Source organism: Sphingobium baderi (assembly GCF_001456115.1).
Classification (GTDB): domain Bacteria; phylum Pseudomonadota; class Alphaproteobacteria; order Sphingomonadales; family Sphingomonadaceae; genus Sphingobium; species Sphingobium baderi_A.
This window is the reverse complement of record NZ_CP013265.1, coordinates 172058-193680: the sequence shown is the minus strand read 5'-3', so window position 1 is coordinate 193680 and position 21623 is coordinate 172058. Positions and strand designations below refer to the sequence as shown.

At 63.1% G+C, this 21623-nt stretch carries 22 protein-coding genes and 1 pseudogene; 14 read left to right on the top strand and 9 right to left on the bottom strand.

Features of this window, described 5'->3' with window-relative positions; translation table 11 throughout:
* Nucleotides 1–4: 4 nt before the first annotated feature.
* The 4 genes from ATN00_RS21085 to phbB (ATN00_RS21070) all read right to left on the bottom strand — a co-directional run bounded on the left by ATN00_RS21085 (nt 5) and on the right by phbB (ATN00_RS21070) (nt 3923).
* The gene (locus ATN00_RS21085; protein WP_062069299.1) at nt 5–1078 is read right to left on the bottom strand and encodes an HlyD family secretion protein; all 1074 of its coding nucleotides are present in this window, start codon (nt 1076–1078) and stop codon (nt 5–7) included.
* The gene (locus ATN00_RS21080) at nt 1075–2556 is read right to left on the bottom strand and encodes an efflux transporter outer membrane subunit (protein WP_143560116.1); all 1482 of its coding nucleotides are present in this window, start codon (nt 2554–2556) and stop codon (nt 1075–1077) included. The genes ATN00_RS21085 and ATN00_RS21080 overlap by 4 nt, the downstream gene beginning before the upstream one ends.
* An 88-nt stretch (nt 2557–2644) precedes the next feature.
* Nucleotides 2645–3088 carry a hypothetical protein gene (locus ATN00_RS21075; RefSeq protein ID WP_062069297.1) on the bottom strand — a complete coding sequence of 148 codons (444 nt, stop codon included), beginning with the start codon at nt 3086–3088 and terminating at the stop codon, nt 2645–2647.
* Between the two features lie 106 nt (nt 3089–3194).
* Nucleotides 3195–3923 (bottom strand): acetoacetyl-CoA reductase, encoded by a 729-nt coding sequence (gene phbB / locus ATN00_RS21070; protein WP_062069295.1) that lies wholly within the window; start codon nt 3921–3923, stop codon nt 3195–3197.
* Between the two features lie 243 nt (nt 3924–4166).
* On the opposite strand from phbB (ATN00_RS21070), the gene ATN00_RS21065 reads away from it, so the two are divergent.
* Complete coding sequence (locus tag ATN00_RS21065; RefSeq protein WP_082635360.1) at nt 4167–4784, top strand: TetR/AcrR family transcriptional regulator; 618 nt, start codon at nt 4167–4169, stop codon at nt 4782–4784.
* A gap of 424 nt (nt 4785–5208) precedes the next feature.
* A complete protein-coding gene (locus ATN00_RS21060; RefSeq protein WP_062069289.1) occupies nt 5209–6489 on the top strand; it encodes an NAD(P)/FAD-dependent oxidoreductase in 1281 nt (426 codons plus the stop codon).
* Nucleotides 6490–6553: 64 nt separating this feature from the next.
* Here ATN00_RS21060 and ATN00_RS21055 read toward each other — a convergent pair whose 3' ends face one another.
* The 5 genes from ATN00_RS21055 to ATN00_RS21035 are packed head-to-tail and all read right to left on the bottom strand — an operon-like array spanning nt 6554 to nt 8806.
* Nucleotides 6554–6709, bottom strand: a complete 156-nt coding sequence (locus ATN00_RS21055; protein ID WP_156415402.1) for a hypothetical protein — start codon at nt 6707–6709, stop codon at nt 6554–6556.
* Nucleotides 6710–6740: 31 nt separating this feature from the next.
* Nucleotides 6741–7361 (bottom strand): glutathione S-transferase family protein, encoded by a 621-nt coding sequence (locus ATN00_RS21050; RefSeq protein WP_062069285.1) that lies wholly within the window; start codon nt 7359–7361, stop codon nt 6741–6743.
* Entirely contained in the window at nt 7355–7864 is a 510-nt protein-coding gene (locus ATN00_RS21045; RefSeq protein WP_231746497.1) for a DUF4126 domain-containing protein, read from the bottom strand. Before ATN00_RS21045 ends, ATN00_RS21050 begins: the two co-directional genes overlap by 7 nt.
* A 28-nt stretch (nt 7865–7892) precedes the next feature.
* Nucleotides 7893–8384 (bottom strand): MarR family winged helix-turn-helix transcriptional regulator, encoded by a 492-nt coding sequence (locus ATN00_RS21040; RefSeq protein ID WP_062069282.1) that lies wholly within the window; start codon nt 8382–8384, stop codon nt 7893–7895.
* Nucleotides 8381–8806, bottom strand: coding sequence for an organic hydroperoxide resistance protein (locus tag ATN00_RS21035; RefSeq protein WP_062069279.1), 426 nt, complete (start codon nt 8804–8806; stop codon nt 8381–8383). Before ATN00_RS21035 ends, ATN00_RS21040 begins: the two co-directional genes overlap by 4 nt.
* Nucleotides 8807–9592: 786 nt before the next feature.
* Between ATN00_RS21035 and ATN00_RS21030 the strand changes: the two genes are divergently transcribed.
* The 12 genes and pseudogenes from ATN00_RS21030 to adhP all read left to right on the top strand — a co-directional run bounded on the left by ATN00_RS21030 (nt 9593) and on the right by adhP (nt 21602).
* Nucleotides 9593–10339, top strand: coding sequence for an SDR family NAD(P)-dependent oxidoreductase (locus ATN00_RS21030; RefSeq protein ID WP_062069276.1), 747 nt, complete (start codon nt 9593–9595; stop codon nt 10337–10339).
* A gap of 34 nt (nt 10340–10373) precedes the next feature.
* Nucleotides 10374–11096 carry an acetoacetyl-CoA reductase gene (gene phbB / locus ATN00_RS21025; protein WP_062069400.1) on the top strand — a complete coding sequence of 241 codons (723 nt, stop codon included), beginning with the start codon at nt 10374–10376 and terminating at the stop codon, nt 11094–11096.
* A 22-nt stretch (nt 11097–11118) separates the two neighbouring features.
* A complete protein-coding gene (locus ATN00_RS21020) occupies nt 11119–12300 on the top strand; it encodes an acetyl-CoA C-acetyltransferase (RefSeq protein ID WP_062069273.1) in 1182 nt (393 codons plus the stop codon).
* Nucleotides 12301–12361: 61 nt separating this feature from the next.
* Complete coding sequence (lptB, locus tag ATN00_RS21015; protein WP_062069270.1) at nt 12362–13189, top strand: LPS export ABC transporter ATP-binding protein; 828 nt, start codon at nt 12362–12364, stop codon at nt 13187–13189.
* 153 nt (nt 13190–13342) lie between these two features.
* On the top strand, nt 13343–15100 hold the full coding sequence (locus ATN00_RS21010; protein WP_062069267.1) for a PHA/PHB synthase family protein: 1758 nt from the start codon (nt 13343–13345) through the stop codon (nt 15098–15100).
* Between the two features lie 3 nt (nt 15101–15103).
* Nucleotides 15104–16111: pseudogene (locus ATN00_RS21005) on the top strand (bifunctional enoyl-CoA hydratase/phosphate acetyltransferase); the annotation flags it as partial.
* A gap of 56 nt (nt 16112–16167) precedes the next feature.
* A complete protein-coding gene (locus ATN00_RS21000) occupies nt 16168–16932 on the top strand; it encodes an IS6-like element IS6100 family transposase (RefSeq protein ID WP_001389365.1) in 765 nt (254 codons plus the stop codon).
* A 357-nt stretch (nt 16933–17289) separates the two neighbouring features.
* Nucleotides 17290–17580: a hypothetical protein gene (locus tag ATN00_RS20995; protein ID WP_007406388.1), complete on the top strand. Its 291-nt coding sequence runs from the start codon at nt 17290–17292 to the stop codon at nt 17578–17580.
* 318 nt (nt 17581–17898) lie between these two features.
* The gene (locus tag ATN00_RS23810; protein ID WP_015449265.1) at nt 17899–18300 is read left to right on the top strand and encodes a hypothetical protein; all 402 of its coding nucleotides are present in this window, start codon (nt 17899–17901) and stop codon (nt 18298–18300) included.
* 147 nt (nt 18301–18447) lie between these two features.
* Nucleotides 18448–18777, top strand: coding sequence for a hypothetical protein (locus ATN00_RS20985; RefSeq protein ID WP_004212674.1), 330 nt, complete (start codon nt 18448–18450; stop codon nt 18775–18777).
* A 252-nt stretch (nt 18778–19029) separates the two neighbouring features.
* Nucleotides 19030–20550, top strand: coding sequence for an aldehyde dehydrogenase family protein (locus tag ATN00_RS20980; protein WP_015449264.1), 1521 nt, complete (start codon nt 19030–19032; stop codon nt 20548–20550).
* Between the two features lie 26 nt (nt 20551–20576).
* Complete coding sequence (gene adhP, locus ATN00_RS20975) at nt 20577–21602, top strand: alcohol dehydrogenase AdhP (protein ID WP_062069264.1); 1026 nt, start codon at nt 20577–20579, stop codon at nt 21600–21602.
* The last annotated feature ends 21 nt before the right edge of the window (nt 21603–21623 follow it).

Here is a 21623-nt window from a genome sequence, read left to right as displayed (position 1 = left end):
CGGTCTACTCCTTCACCACATTGGCCAGGTTCTCGGGCCAGGGGGTGTCGGAATCGATGCGCACATAGGCCATGCCGGGAAGGCCCGTTTTCACCATGGCGATATGGCGCTCTAGCAGTTTCGGGTCGATCCTGGCCCGTACCCGGAACATCAGCTTCTGGCGCTCGCTCTGCGTCTCGACCGTCTTGGGCGTGAACTGGGCAACATCGGCCACGAAGCTGATTGTCGCCGGGATCACATATTGCGGCGCGGCGTCGAGCACGAGGCGCACTTCGCTGCCGATACGGACGCGTCCCGCGACGGTTTCGGGCAGGAAGAAGGTCATGTAGACGTCCGCCAGGTCGACGAGGTTCATCACCCGGCCACCGCCGGCGACCACCTCGCCGGGCTGAGCGACCCGGTACTGGATGCGGCCGCTGCGGGGAGCGCGCAGGTCGCTGTCGCGAATATCGGCCTCGATACGCTGGATGGTCGCGCGCGCGGCATCGACATTGGACCGGGCGCCGATGACCTGGCTTCGCGCCGTGCCGATGGCGGAATCGACAGCGGCAAGTTGCGCTTTGGCAGCCTCCACCGCTGCGGTGGCGCCTTCTACCTGGGCCTGATCGTCATCGCGCTCCTGAACCGCGGTCGCCCCTTCGCGCGCGAGTGTCTCGGAACGCCCGAGCCGCTTGCGCGCCGCATTGAGTTCCGCCTCGCGCTGCCGCACGCCGGAAAATGCCGCCGCACGCTCGCTTTGCCGCTGCGCAACCTGGCTTTCGGCGATCAGTATGGCATTTTGCGCCTGGGCGAGCTGCGCCTCGGCCTCCGCTTTCTGGGCGCTCAGGACATCGATATCCATATGGGCGACCACCTGGCCCGCCTTCACGAACGCGCCCTCATCGGCGACGATGTCGCGTATCCTGCCGGGCGACTTGGCAGAAACATCGATTTCCACCGCCTCGATCCGGCCATTGCCGCTGACGATACCCTCGGGAAGCGCACCGGGCGCCAGCAAGCGCCAGGCAAGGTACAAGATCGCGACCAGCGTCACAGCGATGCCGCCCCGGATCAGCCATGTCTTCTGGGACGTCTTCATCGTTGTTGTTCTCCTGACATGGGATTGCCGGAGATGCCTGGGTCAAAACCCGGATCACCGACAAAGCCGCCGCCCAGGGCGGCATAAAGGGCGATGGCGCTGGCGAGATGAGCACGGCGCAGCTGCACCAGCGCCTGCTCGGTATCGAAAAGATCCCGCTGCGCATCGAGGACCTCGAGATAGGCTGAGCGGCCATGGTCGAACCGAAGTTGCGCCAGCCGCGCCCGCTCGCGCAGCGCTTCGAGCACGGTGCGGGTCGTCTCGATCTGCAGTGCCAGCTGGCGCCGCCGTACCAGCGCATCGGACACATCCCTGAACGCGCCCTGGACGGTCTTTTCATACTCCGCGACTGCCCCGACCTGCCTGGCCTTCATGACGTCGAGATTGGCCGCCAGCCGACCGCCGTTGAAGAGCGGTTGCGTGATCGTCGGCGTGAAGCTCCACGCCCGGCTGCCGTCGCCGAAGAGTCCGTCAAGGTCGGGGCTCGCCGTTCCGAAAGCCCCCGTCAGCGTAATGTTGGGGAAGAACGCCGCACGCGCCGCGCCGATATTGGCATTGGCGGCGCGCAGGCGGTACTCGGCCGCGATAATATCGGGGCGATTGGCGATCAGATCGGAAGGCAGGCCCGTCGGCAGATCGATCTGTGGCGCGGCCTGCGCGAGCCCGAGCGGACCCGGCGGGATCTCGACCGGCTGGCCGACAAGCAGGGCCAGCGCATTGCGATTGATCGCACGATCCTGTTCGAGGCTCTGCAGCACCGTCTGCGCCTGGGCGAGCAGAGTCTGGGCCTGGGTCATTTCGAGCTTCGAGCCTGAGCCCACCTCGTAGCGCCGGCGCAGGATCCGTAGCGATTCCGCACGGGTCGCAATCGTCTGCTCGGCGATCGCGACCCGCTCCTCATACTCGCGCTCGAGCAGATAGCCGTTGGCCACCTGGGCGATGAGATCGGTGGCGAGCGCGCGGCGCGCCTCTTCCGTCGCAAGATACTGGTTTCGTGCCGCGTCCCGCAGATTGCGCAGACGCCCCCAGAAATCGATCTCCCAGCCGGCGCTGAGCTGCGCGCTGACCTGTTTGACATCCAGGCTCTGGCTGCCGAGACCCGGCAGATTGATGATCGAGCGCCCGCGCGTGCCCGTCCCCACGGCATTGAGCTCGGGGTAGAGCGCGGATCCCTCGATCCGCCAGGCGGCGCGCGCTTCTGCGATGCGGGCAGCGGCAATCTGGATGTCGCGATTATTGTCGAGCGCCGTCGCGATCAGCGCGCGCAGATGGTCCTCGCGGAAGAAATCGCGCCACCCGATGCGAGCGATCGATGCGCCGCCCGATGTCGCACCGGGATAGTCCTGCGGAACCGGTTGCGCGGGCTGGACATGCGCGGGTGCGAAGGAACAACCGGCCAGAAGGAGCGGCATGGCCAGGACGATCGCGGCTTGCGTCAATCCAGGCCGGTGGTCCTTCAATTTCGCTGGAGCACTCATACCCTGTCGCGTCGTCCCCGTTTCGATAACAAATATGATCGGCCCCCGCGCCACGGACGCGGGAGCCGATGGCCCTGAGTGGCGACCCTCAGGCTGTGTCTTTGGGTTTTGCCGTCGTCCGCGGCGTGGAAGCGGGTTCCTCGGCGGCCTTGTCCGGCGCCGCCGGCGTCTTGACTACGGGCTGGAACCAGACAGTCAGTTTCTCCGTGAAAGCCTGCTGGCCTTGGGACGCCTGCGAGAATGCGTCCTTTACCGCACCCTGCCAGTCTTCGAACGCGGACCTGATCCGTGCCGATGCTTCCTCATGGCGCTTCTCGATTTCGCCAAGAAGGCCCGTCAACTCCCCGCTCTTGAACGCAGGGGCGCTGGTTCCCGGCTTGAACTCCTTGAACTGATCGAAGATCGTGGACGCCGCCTTGCCGCTGACTTTCACATAGGTCTCACCGCTTTCGCGCGCGACCTGCGCGAGCGTCGCGGCGAATTGTCCATTGGCTTTGCCGAGCGAACTGATCTGATCGAAGGGATAAGTCATGAGGCTATTCCTTTTGTAACGGAACCTGTTGGAGCAGTTTCGGTCGCTTATGCTGCGGTGCGATATACGTGATGCCACTTAGACGGAGCGGCGCCCTCCCGATCGCCTATCCGTTGGCGATATATTGCCCTCCGTTGAGGGTGAGCACGGAGCCGGTGCAAAAGCCTGCCCTGGGCGACGCCAGGTAGGAAACTGCATCGGCGACTTCCTGTGGCGCGCCGAGCCGCCCGACCGGGATACCCGCGATGATCGCGGCGCGGACCTCTTCCCGGACCGCCGCCACCATCTCGGTGTCGACATAGCCGGGGCAGACGGCGTTGACCGTAATGCCGCAGGCGGCGTTTTCCTGGGCGAGCGCCTTCGTAAAACCAATGACGCCGGCCTTGGCCGCCGAATAATTGACTTGTCCGATTTGGCCCTTCTGGCCATTAATCGAGGAGATATTGATGATGCGCCCGAACCCGCGCTCACGCATGCCCTCGATCACGGCGCGCGTCATGGCGAACATCGAGTCGAGATTGGTCGCCAGCACCTCGCGCCATTGGGTCCAGCTCATGCGATGGAACATGCCGTCCCGCGTGATGCCGGCATTGTTGACGAGCACCGAGATCGGGCCAAGTTTGGCTTCCACCGCAGCAACGCCCTCCCGGCAAGCGCCCTCATCCGCGACGTCCCAGCGGAAGACCGAGATCCCCGTCTCCCGACTGAACTGCCCGGCCGCCTTGTCATTGCCATGGTAGATGCTGGCGACCTCCCATCCTTGTGCCTTGAGCGCGACAGCGATGGCGGCGCCGATGCCGCGTGTGCCGCCAGTTACGAGAGCGATTTCTGTCATTCATCCGGTTCCCTTGGTTCAGGCTTGAGCCGCGACCATTCGGCCGCGCCTCCTCTCCGGGCAATGCGTATGTATACTTATGGGTTTTGTTATTGCGCCTGTTTGCATCACGATCAAGCGTGATCTTTGAGCTGCGCGTGAAAACGGTCTATTGAGGTCGATGTGACCGCCCCTAAATCCCGTTCCCGCAAGCCTCCCCTCCCCGCGCGCGACCCGCGCGGGGAGGGGAGGCCCACGCAGGACATCGCCGCCCGCCTTGGCGACCATATTCTCGAGATCGCGCTCGCGCAGTTCATCGCCCGGGGCCCCGAGGGGACGTGCATGGACGACGTCGCGGCGGCGGCGAACGTATCGAAGCGCACGCTTTATGCGCGCTACGGTTCGAAGAAGGGACTGCTGGTCGCGGTGATGCGATACGGGATCGACGACCGGCTGAAACCCATCGCGGCGACCATGACCACCGGGTGCCTGCGCGAGCGCTTGCTTCGGACCGCGCGAAAGATGCTGGATGTTTCGCTCCAGCCCGAAACTATCGCGTTCGAAAAACTCGCTCATTGGGTTCGCGATCAGAATGTCGACGACATCGACGTCAAGACTCTATTGGGTATCAATCCAGGGCTTTGCCTGATCCAGAAGCTGCTTGAAGAAGCGGCGGGCCCGGATAGAGCGGCCGCACTGGATATGCGTTTTCTCGCCACATTCATTTTCGATGCCCTGGTGACATCCCCGCGGCAACGAATCCTAGTTCGCAAGGATCTGCCGAACACGGCTGCGGCAAAGACTGCCTATCTCGAGCAGGCAACCGATTTTATCTTCAAGGCTATTCTGACCCTTTCGCAGCAACCGGAGTGCGGACCATGATGCTGCAGTGACGATATGCTGCGCGAGGCCGCTACTAGTTCCAGGGGTCAGCAACACATTTCGATCGAGCTTGATCTGAAGGTCCGGATCGCCTTTTTCCATCGCGCGCCTGAACGCCGGCCTGGCAGCTACTGAGAAGGTGCGCACGCTCCACGGGACGGCGCGCGACAAGCGCCGTGACGTGGACGAGTTGGGCGACGATGGGATGTGAAGAGCGCCAATGGCGACTAGGATTTTGTATCCGGTGATTTGAGCAAATGAACCAGCGGAGCATGACCGATCACATCGATGACTGGCGCTCCATGTCCTTCGGCCTCAAAGATTACCGCGAGAGTGGCTGCCGATTATGCTCTGCCGGAGCTTTGAGCGATTTCAGAGGATCTCTCTCTTTGACCGACATCGAAACTTTTGCAAAACGGGAGACATGGTTGAAAAGCACAAAATTGTAATCGTTGGCGGCGGTGTTGCGGGCCTGGATCTCGCTACACAACTTGGACGACGCGCGCCCGACGCCTTTTCCGTGACGCTGATCGATCGAGAGCCGTCACATGTTTGGAAGCCTATGCTACATACGATAGCGGCTGGCACCCAGGACGCCGAGATACAGGGCACCAGCTATATGGTGCATGCAGCTGCGAAGGGATTTGTCTTCCATCCGGGCGAAGTCATCGCAATTGACCGAAGCCCAAGGCATGTGCGGCTTGCGCCCTTGATATTGCATGGTGAGGAGACCCTGCCTGCGCGCGCAGTGCAATACGATTCTCTGATACTAGCGGCAGGCAGCAAGGCAAACGACTTCGGCACACCGGGCGTGAAAAAGCATTGCTTGACGATCGATAGCCGTGCGGATGCTATTGCTTTCAATGATCGACTGCGGGCGCGGCTACTAAAAGCGCTGTCGGAACGGCGTGTCCTGTCTGTCGCGATTGTCGGCGGCGGTGCGACGGGTGTGGAACTGGCAGCCGAGCTGATCCAGATCGCGGACGTGGTAGAGCATTTCGGCGCGACCGGCGCGCGAAAGCAGATGCATGTCACGCTGATCGAGGCTGGTAATCGGATTCTAGCTCCATTTCCAGAACGTATCTCACATGAAGCCCAGCGCTCGTTGGAGGCGCTGGGAATTGTAGTGCGGACCTCGGCGAAGGTCAGTTCGGCGGAGCCTGGCGGCTTAGTCTTAGGTAGTGGAGAGCAGGTCGCAGCTGAACTTAAAGTCTGGGCAGCAGGCGTCCAGGCTCCTGAATTCTGCGAAAAGATCGAAGGCTTGAAGCGTACGATGAACCACCAGCTTTCAGTCGGACCAACGCTGGTGACGGACGATCCACATATATTCGCCATCGGTGATTGTGCGAGCTTCACTCAAGCTGGAGACGATCGTCCACTGCCCACGACCGCGCAGGTCGCGTTCCAACAGTCAGTCTATCTCAGCAAATATCTGTTGCCGATGATCAAGCAACGTCCCGTGCCGGGCTTCCGCTATCACGACTTCGGATCGCTTGTCGCATTGGGCCGCTACGACGCCTATGGTTCGCTGGGCCGCGTCGGCATATTCAAGGGCGGCTTCATACGCGGCAAGATTGCACAGCTAGGTCATGCTCTCCTATACCGACGCCATCAGGGAAGGATACATGGCATGTTTCGCGGCAGCCTCATCTGGCTCCTGGATGTTCTTTCAAGGCGTGTACGGCCGTCGGGTCGCTTCAGTTGATGTTTCTGGCCAGGCACCGCCTACGCCGGGTCGCGCAAATTGCGCCCCTTGGACGTCGACGCGATCAGGAAACCTGCTCGTTGGTCACATCGCGTGTGCGGCTGATCAACTTCCAGGCTTTGTGGAAACTATCTTCCATGAAAGGTACAGCTTGGCCGAAGCTGTTGATTTGATCGCTGCCATCCAAACTCGGTCGAGCGGCCCGTTCAATCGGACTCATGGGGTCGCCACCCTTGAAATGCACCTGTCTTTCAATCAGCGGGGATTTGCAGATCGGGGTCGGCCTTGGCCATCGCTCTCTGGAAAGCAGGGCGCGCGATCGCGCGTTTCAAATAGCTGCGCAGATGCGGATAGGGTGAAAGATCGAGCGGTACAAAGGCGCGTATCGTCGTCAGCGGGAACAGGATCATGATGTCCGCGACGGTGAATTCCTCACCAGCAAGCCACTGATTACCTTTTGCAAAGTGCTCATTGAGCGCCACAAGATTGCGGTTTGCACGGTCCCGCATCATCTCGGCCACACTGCCTTCCGCCATCAGCATCATCATGCAAGGCATCATCGAACCATTGGCGAAATGGTACCAGTAGAGGAATTGGGCGAAGTCGGGATGATCGGACTGGAGGGTCAATCGGCCGCCGCCAAGCTTGGCGACTATATAATCGATAATCGCGCCGGACTCCGCCAAGACGAGGTCATCGTCGCTGATGACGGGCGCGGTCCCCGAAGGATGCAGCGCCTTGTAGGAAGCGGGCGCCAGACGGGTCACCGGATCGCGATCATAGCGTACCAGTTCGTAGGGGATCCCCAGTTCCTCGCAGAGCCAGACAATCCGATCGGACTGAGAAATACCGAGATGGTGGACTGTCAGCATGAGCTTTCCTTTGCAAATGGCAGTTCGGTCGATTGGGATCGGATCCCACTGGCGATGAGCCCCGGATTGACGATGACAAGACCGCTGCCAAACACGATCGCGTCCTCCACAAACCCGGTCGCCGTCTGTCCATAGCGGCGCATGGCCCATTTGCGGGCTGCCAAGCCCGCAAAGGAGGAAGCAATCGCTGTGCCGACCGCGATCGCGCCGCCGAGCACGCGCTTGTCGCGCGGTGCGAGTGCTGCTCCCGCATAGGCTGCGGTGATACTGCGGACGGCGAGGCCGATGGGCACGGTGCGATCGGGTGCCGTCTTCATCTTGTCGCCTGCCATCTCAGCCGCCGCGAAGGCGGCGGCGCCGGCGGCAATCATCGGGTTCAGCATCAGCGCCTGGAGCGGCAGGTCGGCAGGGATTTCCTTCCGCCGCGTCGCCGTGGCGATTACCGCCAGCGGCGTCATGCCGCGCTGGCCGGCCACCAAGCCGATCAGGAAAGACCGTAACATAGATTGTTCTCCGTTGAAGTGCGCACGATCATGGTCGAGCCGCCCTGGACGCTCGCGATCGGGTGTCGAGCTGCGCCAGGATGGACACCAGATCGCGAACGCTCTCGCGAAGTTCCTCGATGCCTTCGGGCTTGTAACCGTTCGAAATTGTCTCCGGAACGTGCAGGGCTTGCTGGCGTAGCGCCTTGCCCTTTCCGGTCAGCGTCACGAGGACACGCCGCTCATCCTCCGGATCGCGGGCACGAGTGATAAGGCCCGCGCTTTCCATGCGCTTGAGCAACGGCGTCAGCGTGCCGCTGTCCAGGTAGAGCCGCGCGCCCAGCGCCCCGACCGTTTGGGGCTGATTCTCCCAGAGGACCAGCATGACGAGATACTGCGGATAGGTGAGCCCCAGCTCGCCTAGCACCGGCCCGTAAAGCCGGTTGAGCAGGTTGGTGGCAGCGTAGAGCGGGAAGCAGACCTGCCTGTCGAGCAGCAGCGGGTCCTCGTCACGCTCCTGCGTTGCCACCCCGCCGCTCATCGCGTGGTGACGTTCAGCGCGACGTCGACATTGCCTTTTACCGCGTTGGAGTAGGGGCAAACGGCATGGGCCGCCTGTACGATCTCCTCGGCCTTGGCCTGATCGACGCCGGCAATCTCGACGTCGAGCGTCACCGCAAGGTTGAAGCCACCCTGTGCGTTCGGCAGCAGACCGACCTCGCCGATCACCTTAATGTCGTCGTCGCGAACCTTGTCGGCCTGCGCCCTGGTCACGTGGATTACCGCATTCTCGAAGCACGCTGCATAGCCTGCGGCAAAGAGCTGCTCGGGGTTAGTGGCGCCGCCCTTGCCCCCGAGTTCCTTGGGCATGGCGAGCGGCAGGTCGAGAATGCCGTCCTCGCTACGAATCGTGCCGCTGCGTCCGCCGATGGCCGTCACCTTGGTCGTGTAAAGCGCGCTCATGCGAATCTCCTGAGTCGTTTTCCCTTATCAAAAGGGGGTGTAGTGTCATATTATATTGCGCACAATTGGATTTTGTAAAATTCGTTAGCCGCGCCATCCATAGCCGCACGATCGGCTCATTGATCGCCTTCGCTCAGCGACCACATCGCGTAATTCATACCTGCACCAACTGAGAGCGTTCCTACGGGCAAGCCTGCGCGCGAGTTTGAAAACCTAAGATGTTCAACCGCAGAAGACAGGCGGATGAGCTTTATCGAAGGAGCTGAACGCAGGCAGGCGCTCTCTCACCGTCGTGAATTCACGACCACGTAAGAGGCTTTGGCTCATGCGGCGGCTCATGCCGGATAATCAAACAATTGCCGCCCTCCGACATGACACCCAGATACAGCTACCCCGAATGCTTTGGCGCGCCGCAGGTTCTGGCCTCGATCACCTTACTGTCGGCATTTATCTATGACACAATATGATTGTGTCAAATGATTCTCTATATCAGACTGGGGACGCACTGAGCTGACCGCCTGCGGCCGGGCACGGATCGATCGGCGGAAGCGGGTCCCACAAGTGGTTTGACGAAGGGAATACGAAACTTATAAGTATAGTTACTGATGGCGCGCCGCCGGGTTCACGGCGAAAGAAGCGCCACGCCGTTTCGACAATGAGAAAGCGGGGAATCAGGAGAGGTTGCGCGAAATGCGCGCGGTGAGACTCCCGGCCAGGAGTGTGTCCGTGCCCGCTGTGCGGGTCCCTTTTTTTCTGGCCGGTGGCTCGCAAAAGCCGGAGACATGTATGCCCGATTTTGAGGACAAGGTCGCAATCGTCACAGGCGCCGCCATGGGATTGGGCGAGGCGATCGCCCGCGAACTTGCAGCATCCGGCGCGCGACTCGTGCTTGCCGATATCGACGCGGACAAGGCCCACGCCCTTGCGGACGAGATCGGTCCGGACCGGGCGAAGGCGCTTCGGGTCAACGTCGCCGAGCCGGCCGAAGTCGAAGCGCTGGTGGCTTTCACCCTGAAGAACTTCGGACGGCTCGACGCCGCGGTCAACAATGCGGGCGTGGGCTCCGTCACCAAGCCGACCGGGGAGTATGATCTCGACGAATGGCGCCGGGTCATCGGCGTCGATCTCGACGGCGTTTTCTACGGCATGCGCTACCAGATCCCCGCGATGCTGGCGGGCGGCGGCGGTACGATCGTCAATATGAGTTCGATCTACGGATCGGTCGGCGCGCCCGGATCAGTCAGCTATGCGGCAGCCAAACATGCCGTGATCGGGATGACCCGCACCGCCGCGCTCGAATATGCCCAGCAGAATATTCGTATCAATGCGGTGGGGCCTGCCTTCATCCACACGCCGATGGTCGATGCCACGACCGACGGCCACCCGCCTGCCGAGACGATCGCGCACCATCCGGTAGGACGCCTGGGGCAACCCGAAGAGGTTGCCGGGCTCGTCGCCTTCCTGCTGTCGGATCGCGCCTCGTTCATGACCGGCAGCTACTATCCCGTCGATGGCGGCTATCTCGCGCAATGACCCGCCTCTCTTTCCAGCTTCAAGGACAATGATCATGGCCAGAATCGCGCTCGTCACCGGCGGCGTCAGCGGCATCGGCGCCGCGACCGCCAGGCTCCTCAAGGAGAAAGGCTATCTCGTCGCCGTCAACTATTATGGCAATGACGAGGAAGCCGAGCAGTTCGTGAAAGACACATCCATTCCGGCCTATAGCTGGAATGTGGCGGACTTCACGGCAAGCCAGGAAGGCGTCGCAAAAGTCGTCGCCGATATCGGGCCGGTCGACATTCTCGTCAATAATGCCGGCATCACCCGGGACGGCACGCTCCACAAGATGACCGAGGAGCAGTGGCGCAGCGTCATCGACGTGGACCTTGGCGGATGCTTCAACATGTGCCGCGCTGTTATCGAGGGCATGCGCGAGCGGCGTTTCGGCCGCATCGTCAATATCAGTTCGGTGAACGGCCTCTCGGGGCAGTTCGGCCAGACCAACTATGCCGCGGCCAAGGCCGGCGTGATCGGCTTCACCAAGGCGCTCGCGCTCGAGGGCGCGTCCCGCAACATCACCGCCAACGCGATCGCCCCGGGCTATACCGATACGGTCATGGTCGCCGCCGTGCCGGAAGAGGCGCTCAAGGCCGTGCTGGCCGGCGTGCCGGTCGGACGCCTCGGCACCCCGCAAGAGATCGCGCGCGCCGTCCTCTTTCTGGTCGAGGATGAGGCGGGGTTCGTGACCGGTGAGACCCTGTCGGTCAACGGCGGCAAATATCTGGCCTGAAGGCCCAAGGAAAGGAATTCCCATGAGCAGCAATGTCGTTCTGTGCGCGCCTGTCCGGACCCCCATCGGCGCCTATGGCGGGACCCTCAAGGACATGGCCGCGCCGGCCCTTGGCAGCATCGCGATCGCCGAGACCGTAAAACGCGCCGGCGTCGGCCTCGATACCATCGATGCCGTCGTTCTGGGCCAGGTGGTCCAGGCCGGCGCGAAGATGAACCCGGCGCGCCAGGCCGCCATCGGCGCCAAGCTTCCTGACAGCGTGCCGGCCCTTACGGTCAACCGAGTCTGTGGATCGGGCGCGCAGGCGATCGCCTCGGCCGCCCAGGAGATCATGCTCGGCTTCAGCCATGCTGTCGTTGCAGGTGGCATGGAGAATATGGATCAGGCGCCCTACCTCATCGAGAAAGCCCGCTGGGGCTACCGCATGGGCGACGGTAAGCTCGTCGACGCCATGCTCCATGACGGTCTCAACGACGCCTTCTGCAACCAGCATTCCGGCTGGGTGACCGAAGATCTCGTCAGCCAGTTCCAGATCACGCGCGATGCGCAGGATGCCTGGGCGGTCCGCTCCCAGCAGAATTTCAGCGCCGCCCAGGCCGCCGGCCACTTCGAAGAGGAGATCGTCGCGGTCGAGATCCCTTCACGCAAGGGTCCCATCATTTTCGGCAAGGACGAGCAGAACCGGCCCGATACGAGCCTTGAAAGCCTGGCGCGCCTGAAGCCCGCCTTTCGGCCCGAGGGCACGATCACGGCGGGCAATGCGCCGGGCCTCAACAGTGGTGCTGCGGCGATGATCGTCGCCAGCGAGGACTGGGCCGACCGCAACGGTGTCACGCCCCTGGGCCGTCTCGTCGCCTTCGGTGTCGGAGCGGTGGCGCCCGGCCTCTTCGGCCTGGGCCCGGTTCCCGCCGTCCGGCAGGCGCTGGACCGCGCGGGCTGGTCGGTCTCCGATCTCGAGCGCGTCGAGATCAACGAGGCGTTCGCCGCGATCGCCATCGCTGTCACGCATGAGCTCGGGCTCGCCGAGGACATCGTCAATGTCGAGGGTGGCGCCATCGCCCATGGCCATCCGATCGGCGCGACCGGCGCCGTGCTCACCACCCGCCTGTTGCATGCCCTGAAGCGCGAGGGATTGAAGCGCGGCCTCGTCACCCTGTGCATCGGCGGCGGCCAGGGCGTCGCGCTCGCCGTGGAAGCCATCTGATGCCGGGCGGCAGTCTGATGACATTCCCCGCGGTGACGCCACCCCCGTCGGAGATCTGAGGATGTTCGACGAGGCTCCGTCGCTCGACAGTGGGTCGGGATCAGGCCAGACGCCTGATCCCGATGCCGCACGTCCGGGCGTCGGTGCCGGGCCCAGGCCTGCGGTTACCTTCGCGCTCTCGGTAAGGCGGCTCGAGAAATCGTTCGGATCGCGCAAGGTCCTGGACAGCGTCTCGCTCGATGTCGCGCCGGGCGAGGTGGTGGGCCTGCTCGGGCCCAACGGCGCCGGCAAGACCGTCTGCTTCTACGGCATCATGGGCATCAACCGCCTAGACGGAGGACAGATACTGCTCGACGGCGAGGATGTGACAGCCCTGCCCATGGATGGGCGTGGCAAGCGCGGCCTTGGTTATCTTCCGCAGGAAGCCTCGATCTTTCGGGGCATGAGCGTTGAGGAGAATATCCGCGCTGTGCTCGAACTGCGCCTGCGCGACAAGGACGCCATCGATCGCAGGCTGGACGAGCTGCTCGGCGATTTCGGCATCACAAGGCTGCGTGCCTTGCCCGCCCCCGCGCTTTCGGGCGGCGAGCGCCGGCGCTGCGAGATTGCCCGCGCCATGGCGGCCGACCCGAAGGTCATCCTGCTCGACGAACCCTTCGCCGGCATCGATCCCATGTCGATCGCCGACATCAAGGCGATGGTGCGCCAGCTCAGGCAGCGCGGGGTGGGCATTCTCATCACCGATCACAATGTCCACGAGATGCTGGATCTCGTCGACCGGGCCTATGTCATCCATGCGGGCAAGTTGCTCTTTGCCGGCACGCCGCAGGCCGTCCTTCACGATCCTGACGTGCGGCGGCTCTATCTGGGCGAGGATTTCGAGGAGTGACGCCGGGCATCGACATGACATGCCGCCAGGGCAGCCCCTGCAATTCCACCGAAGTCCGAGAGGGGGCCGTAAAGTCGGGCCCAGCGGTCATTCGACAATCACCAGGCTATCACAAGCCTAGCCCGAACCTGTTCCGAACGAGAAGGACCCATCATGAGCGCTGACACCCCGACATCGCCGCCCGACCCGCTCGACGGGATCGCGCAGACGCTGGACAACGCCGCGGGCGGCGCGATCGCACAGGTGACCCTCGGCCTCTCGCCCGCGACCCTGTACGAGGCCTTCTCGAACTGGGCCCTCCACCTCGCGCTGTCGCCGGGCAAGCAGTTGCAGCTGGCCGCCAAGATGGGCCGCAAGCATATGCGCCTCTTCGACTATGCGGCGCGCAGCGCAGCCGACAGCGATGCGGCGCTCGCCATCGAGCCGCTGCCGCAGGACCGCCGTTTCTCCGATCCCGCCTGGCGAAATCCGCCTTTCAACATCCTCTCGCAGGCTTTCCTGCTCCATCAGCAATGGTGGCATGCCGCGACGACGGGCGTGGGCGGCGTCAACGGCCATTATGAGGATATGGTCCGGTTCACCGCGCGGCAGATGCTCGACATGGTCGCGCCGACCAATTTTTTGGCGACCAATCCCCTGCTTCAGCAGCGGATCATCGAAACCGGCGGCAAGTGCCTCGTCGATGGCTTTCAGCACCTCATGGAGGACATCGAGCATCTGGTGCGCGGCCTGCCTCCCGTCGGCGTCGAGGATTTCCGGGTCGGCGACACCGTAGCGACGGCCAGGGGCAAGGTCGTCTACCGCAACCGGCTCATCGAGCTGATCCAATATGAACCGACGACCGATCAGGTGCGCCCGGAACCGATCCTGATCGTCCCGGCCTGGATCATGAAATATTATATTCTCGACCTCTCGCCCGAAAACTCGATGGTCAACTGGCTGACCAGCCAGGGCTATACCGTGTTCATGATCTCCTGGCACAATCCGGGGACGCAGGACCGCGATCTCGACATGGAGAATTACCGGCTGATGGGGCCGATGGCGGCGCTCGACGCGGTGACGGCCATCACCGGCGCCAAGTCTGTCCATGCTGTCGGCTACTGCATCGGCGGCACCCTGCTCTCGATCGCGCTCGCCGCGATGGCGCGCGACGGCGACGAGCGCATCGCCAGCGCCACGCTGCTGGCAACCCAGACCGAGTTCAGCGAGCCGGGCGAGCTTGGCCTCTTCATCGACGAGGGACAGCTCAACCTGCTCGAGAAGATGATGTGGAGCCGCGGCTATCTCGATGGCAGTCAGATGGGCGGCGCATTCCAGATATTGAGGTCGAACGACCTCGTCTGGTCGCGCGTGCTCGGCACCTATCTCATGGGCGAGCGCGAATCGCTGAACGACCTCATGGCGTGGAACGCCGACGGCACACGCATGCCCTACGCCATGCACAGCCAGTATCTGCGGCGCCTCTATCTCGACGACGATCTTGCCGAAGGCAAGTACAGGGCCGACGGCAAGACTGTCGCCCTCTCCGCGATCCGCAAGCCCCTGTTCGTGGTCGGCACCGAGCGCGACCATGTCGCGCCCTGGCGCTCGGTTCACAAGATCCATCTTCTGACCGACGCGGAAATCACGTTCGTGCTGACAAGCGGCGGCCACAATGCCGGCATCGTCTCCGAACCCGGCCATAAAGGCCGCCGCTTCAAGGTGAAGACGCGGGAGGCGGAAGGTCTCGCTTATGATCCGGAGGAATGGCAGGAACGCGCCGAGCGCAAAGACGGCAGCTGGTGGATCGAATGGGGCGAATGGCTTGCCCGCCATTCGGGAGCCCCGGTTGCGCCCCCGCCGCTAGGCGCCGCCGACAAGGGCTATGCCCCGATCGCGGATGCGCCCGGTCACTATGTTCTGGAGCGTTGAACGATGAGCGACGCGGGCATGATCGAGAATCGAACGTTCGACGAAATCGAGGTCGGCGAGACGGCGAGCATCGTGCGCACCCTGGGCGAGCGCGACATCCAGCTCTTCGCGCTCGTGTCGGGCGACGTCAATCCGGCCCATCTCGACGCCGACTATGCGGCGACGGACCTGTTCCGGCGGGTCATCGCGCATGGCATGTGGGGCGGCGGGCTGATCTCCGCCGTGCTGGGCACCGAACTGCCGGGACCGGGCGCGATCTATCTCAGCCAGTCGCTGCGTTTCACGCGTCCGGTGGGTTTGGGCGACACTATCACGGCCTCGGTGACGGTCGCGGAGAAGCGGCCGGAGCATCGCATCGTGCTGTTCGACTGCCGCTGCACCAATCAGGACGGGGACGTCGTGATCTCAGGCCAGGCCGAGGTGAAGGCGCCGACCGAGAAGGTGCGTCGCCCTCGCGCGGCTCTCCCCGAGGTACAGCTTCGCGATCATGACGGCTATCGGCGCCTGATCGAGCTGACATCGAGCGGCACGCCCGAGAGCACCGCTGTTGCCCATCCCTGCAGCCCGGCTGCCATTTCGGCGGTGGTCGAGGCGGCCGAAGCAAAGCTGATCGCGCCCATCCTTGTCGGGCCGAAAGCCAGGATCCGAAAGGCGGCGCAGGAAGCAGGCAAGGATATCGCGGGCTTCCGCCTGATCGATGCCGATCACAGCCATGACGCGGCGGCAAAAGCCGTCGCGCTGATCCGTTCGGGCGAAGCAAGGCTGCTCATGAAAGGCTCGCTGCATACCGACGAACTGATGGGCGCGGTCGTCCCTTCCGCGACGGGCCTGCGTACAGAACGCAGGATCAGCCACGCCTATGTGATGGACGTGCCCGACCATCCGACGCCGCTCATCATCACCGACGCCGCGATCAACATCGCGCCGACCCTCGTCGAAAAGGCCGACATCATCCGCAACGCGATCGACCTTGCCCATGTGATCGGCATCGAAGAACCCAAAGTCGGGCTCTGTTGCAAAAATCGTGAAGCTTGAGCATGCTTGGCGGAGATTGGACGGACGGAACGATGACGGATTTCAAGTGGCGCCATTTCCAGGGTGATGTGATCCTGTGGGCGGTGCGCTGGTATTGTCGCTATCCGATCAGCTATCGCGACCTTGAGGAAATGCTGGCGGAACGCGGCATTTCGGTCGACCATACGACGATCTATCGCTGGGTCCAGTGCTACGCCCCGGAGATGGAGAAGCGGCTGCGCTGGTTCTGGCGGCGTGGCTTTGATCCGAGCTGGCGCCTGGATGAAACCTACGTCAAGGTGCGGGGCAAGTGGACCTACCTGTACCGGGCAGTCGACAAGCGGGGCGACACGATCGATTTCTACCTGTCGCCGACCCGCAGCGCCAAGGCAGCGAAGCGGTTCCTGGGCAAGGCCCTGCGAGGCCTGAAGCACTGGGAAAAGCCTGCCACGCTCAATACCGACAAAGCGCCGAGCTATGGTGCAGCGATCACCGAATTGAAGCGCGAAGGAAAGCTGGACCGGGAGACGGCCCACCGGCAGGTGAAGTATCTCAATAACGTGATCGAGGCCGATCACGGAAAGCTCAAGATACTGATCAAGCCGGTGCGCGGTTTCAAATCGATCCCCACGGCCTATGCCACGATCAAGGGATTCGAAGTCATGCGAGCCCTGCGCAAAGGACAGGCTCGCCCCTGGTGCCTGCAGCCCGGCATCAGGGGCGAGGTGCGCCTTGTGGAGAGAGCTTTTGGCATTGGGCCCTCGGCGCTGACGGAGGCCATGGGCATGCTCAACCACCATTTCGCAGCAGCCGCCTGATCGGCGCAGAGCGACAGCCTACCTCTGACTGCCGCCAATCTTTGCAACAGAGCCCCTTATGCCATTGCTGACAGCTTCACCACTTTTGCCACTATTCCTCTCGAGCGTCTGCTGGCCGCCATGGATTAGTCACTGTTGCCGACCTGTCCTGCTCTCGAGTCCGAACCATAGTTACACATCGGCACAACAACGATGCCAGTGCGATAATTTATGGCCATCTCAGAGACGGACTTCGCACATTACGTATACAGCAAGGCGGAAGGTGACACCATTTCACGGGCAAGCTCCGGAAGGGGCGACAATCGACCGGGCATATGCTCGATCGAACGGGAAACCCAGACTTGAAGGAATGGATACTTGCGCAAGAAGACGGCAATGATCGCTTCGCTCGCAGCTCTCGGCTTCCTCGCCGTCAGTGCCGGACCGGTGCTGGCGGACGGGATGCCGCCGGGCATGCCCGATCTTGAGGAGACCCTCAAGGCCAGGCCGGCGCCTGCCCAGCCCGATCCTGCCCACATGCAGGGCATGGCTCACGGTAAGGAGCAGATGCACGGCCAGATGATGCAGGGCCATCGAATGGCGATGCGGGATTCGCAGGACCAGGACGGCGCCTCCGGCATGTCACACAGGTCGGACGGTGGTTGCTGACCCTGCCATCATTCCATCAGACGACAAGGTTGACGGACAAGATCATGGCCGCTTTCAACCGAAGCCTTGGTCCGCCGTTCCCACGGCGGGCCAATCGCTTTTCTGGCCGGTCTCAGGACGAGAAAACCAGGCCGGGTCACATTTTTGATCGATCCCGGATCATCATTTTACGCGCCTGCTCCAGCAGGCACACGGCCGATCGGATTTCGATTCGTAACTTACGTATACAGACAGCGTCTCGCTAGCAGCATTGAAGCTTCGGAATTGCCGGGATCGGAACGTCGATCGGGCAACAGGAAGAACACTCGGAGACCCTCAATGCGACAGACGACATTTCTCGCGGCGCCCGTCAGCCTCTTCGCGACGCTAACCTTCGCCGCCGGCACCGCTCTCGCCCAGTCGACGCCCGCGCCCGCGCAGGCTGCGCCGGCCCATGCCCACCAGCAGGGCATGGATCATGGCGGGCAGCAGATGCACGATCAGATGATGAAGGATCATCAGGCCGGTGCGCAGAAGCAGCAGGGGCAACCGGCCCAGCAGGATCAACAGGGCATGTCGGGGATGGCCGGCATGTCCGGCGGCTCGCCTGCATCGAACGGCTCGGGCATGGCCGGTAAGGCGAAGAGTGGCTGCTGCAAGATGCCGATGAAGAAGGCCAAGCCGGCGGCGAAGAAGAAGACCGCCAAGCCCATGGCCGACAAGCCGATGAGCGACATGTGAGGTTTCCAGCCCCGAGAACAGACCCCAGGGGCTGAGGGCCCGCCGTTCCCCCGCGGCGGGCCAGTTCTTTGACGATGCCCAGCGTCGCCCCGTGCTCCCAGCTTTCAAAACCGGGTCCGAGCGTCTGACTTGACAGAGGAAACAGCGATGCGAAAACATCTTGGCGTCGGTGCTGCTGTTGGCTTTCTGCTCTTTGGCAGCACGCCGCTCCTCGCACAGGGTATCGGCCATAGCTTGTTCATGCGCGGCAAGATCGTCCGTATGGATGCGGGCGGCACAGTGGCCTGCCTGGGTAAGGCCGATGGCGCGCACATCGGGCAGATACTCGAAGTCTATCACGCAACGCCGCGCCACCGCCGTCTTGTCGGTCATGTCGAAGTCGACCAGATTTTCGACGACCATTATGCTCATTTCCGCGTGAGGGACGGGACGCTTCAGAAAGGCGATTGGGTGAGCCTAAAGCGCGTCCGGGCGTAACGCCAGAATTGGAATGCCAAGCGCCGCCCTCGCCAAAAGAAGACTCGGCCGAGTAACGCCTGTCTCGGCATAATTCCGATCAGGCGTGCGCGAATACGTTCAGGAGTCGATGAATAGTCATCGGCTCTGTTGGCGTGTCTGACCCTCAAGCCCGCGACCCCGATACCAGACTACCTTCTGCGGAACTTACTTATAGGCCACCCGGGCAAAGAGATTACTCCGTCAGGCCATCGATAGAGATGGAGTCAGGTTATGTTCGAGAAGGCGATCGGGACCATTAACGCGGCGGCCTCCTTCCGACACCGCTATGATAATTTCATCGGAGGCCGCTGGAGCGCTCCTGCGGGCGGCGAGTATTTCGCCGACACGAGCCCGATCAATGGCGCCCAGATCGCAGAGTTCGCGCTGTCGACGCCGGAAGATGTCGAGCGCGCGCTCGATGCGGCGCACGCCGCCAAGGATCAATGGGCAAGGATCGCGCCCGCCGAACGCGCCAGGATTCTCAATCGCGTCGCCGACCGGCTCGAAGACAATCTGGAGTTGCTGGCACTTGCCGAGACGATCGACAATGGCAAGCCGATCCGCGAGACGCGCGCTGCCGACGTGCCGCTCGCGATCGACCATTTCCGCTACTTCGCCGGCTGCATCCGGGCGGAGGAAGGCGGCATCTCGACGATCGATGCGGACACCATCGCCTATCATTTCCGCGAGCCGCTCGGCGTCGTCGGCCAGATCATCCCGTGGAACTTCCCGCTGCTGATGGCGGCGTGGAAGATCGCCCCGGCGCTGGCGGCGGGCAACTGCACCGTCATCAAACCCGCATCCCAGACGCCGCTCACCTTGCTGATGTTCGCCGAGCTCACCGCCGACATCCTGCCGCCCGGCGTGCTCAATGTCGTTACCGGCCCGGGACGGACCGTTGGCCAGGCGATCGCCGCCAATCCGCGCATCGCCAAGGTCTCGTTCACCGGCGAGACCGTCACCGGCAAGCAGATCATGCACGCCGCGGCGGACCATCTGATCCCCCAGACGATGGAGCTTGGCGGCAAGTCGCCCAACATCTTCATGGCGGACGTGCTCGACGAGGACGATGCCTTCTTCGACAAGGCGCTCGAAGGCTTTACTTTGTTCGCCTTCAACAAGGGCGAGGTCTGTACCTGCCCGTCGCGCGCCCTGATCCATGAGTCGATCTTCGACCGCTTCATCGAGCGCGCCGTGGCGCGCGTCGCCGCGATCCGCCAGGGCGATCCGCTCGACCCGTCGGTCCAGGTCGGCGCGCAGGCGTCGGAGGACCAGCTCCACAAGATCCTGGGCTATATCGATATCGGCAAGGCCGAGGGCGCGCAGTGTCTGGTCGGTGGCGCCAGGGCGCTGCCGGGCGGTGCGCTCGACCAGGGCTATTTCGTGCAGCCGACCGTGTTCGTGGGTCAGAACCACATGCGCATCTTCCAGGAGGAGATCTTCGGTCCCGTCCTGTCGGTCACCACGTTCAAGACGGTCGAGGAGGCGATCGCACTTGCCAATGACACCGCCTACGGTCTTGGCGCGGGCGTCTGGACCCGGAGCGGCAACACCGCCTACCGGCTCGGCCGCGCGATCGAGGCCGGGCGGGTCTGGACCAACTGCTATCATCAGTACCCCGCCCATGCCGCCTTCGGCGGATACAAGGCATCGGGCTTCGGGCGTGAAAACCACCGGATGATGCTCGATCATTATCAGCAGACCAAGAATCTGCTCGTCTCCTATGACGAGCACGCGCTCGGCCTATTCTGACCCCCCGCTTAAAAGGAGAAACGGACATGGCGAAAACCATGAAGGCGGCGGTCGTCCGCGAATTTGGCAAGCCCCTGGTCATCGAGGACGCGCCGATCCCGACGGTCGGCCCCGGGCAGGTCCTGGTCAAGATTGCGGCAACCGGCGTGTGCCATACCGACCTGCACGCGGCAGAAGGGGACTGGCCGGTCAAGCCCAACCCGCCCTTCATTCCTGGCCATGAGGGCGTCGGGCATGTCGCCGCCGTTGGTGCCGGCGTCACCCATGTGAAGGAAGGCGACCGGGTCGGTGTGCCCTGGCTCTACACCGCCTGCGGGCACTGCGTGCATTGCCTGGGTGGCTGGGAGACGCTTTGCCACGAACAGCAGAACACCGGCTATTCGGTCAATGGCAGCTTTGCCGAATATGTCCTCGCCGATCCCAACTATGTTGGTCACCTTCCCGACAATGTCGACTTCCTCGACATTGCGCCGATCCTCTGCGCGGGCGTCACCGTCTACAAGGGATTGAAGGCCACCGAGGCCCGACCCGGCGAGTGGGTGGTCGTCTCCGGCATTGGCGGGCTCGGCCACATGGCGGTGCAATATGCCCGAGCCATGGGTCTCAATGTGGCCGCGGTCGACATCGACGATAGCAAGCTCGACCTCGCTACACGCCTTGGCGCCACACTGACGGTCAACGCGCGCAACGAGGACCCTTCGGCAGCGCTCAAGAAAGCCATTGGCGGCGCGCACGGGGCGCTGGTGACCGCCGTTTCGCCCAGGGCGTTCCAGCAGGCGCTCGGCATGGTCCGGCGCGGCGGCACGGTCGCGCTCAACGGCCTGCCGCCGGGCGACTTCCCGTTGTCGATCTTCGACACCGTGCTGAACGGCATTACCGTGCGCGGCTCGATCGTCGGCACGCGGCTCGATCTGCTCGAGGCACTGGCGTTCGCCGGCGAGGGCAAGGTCAAGGCCACGGTCCATGCAGACAAGCTGGAGAACATCAACGACGTCTTCTCCCGCATGCATCATGGCGACATCGAGGGCCGGATCGTCCTCGACCTCGCCTGAAGCCGACTTCGCGAAAGTACA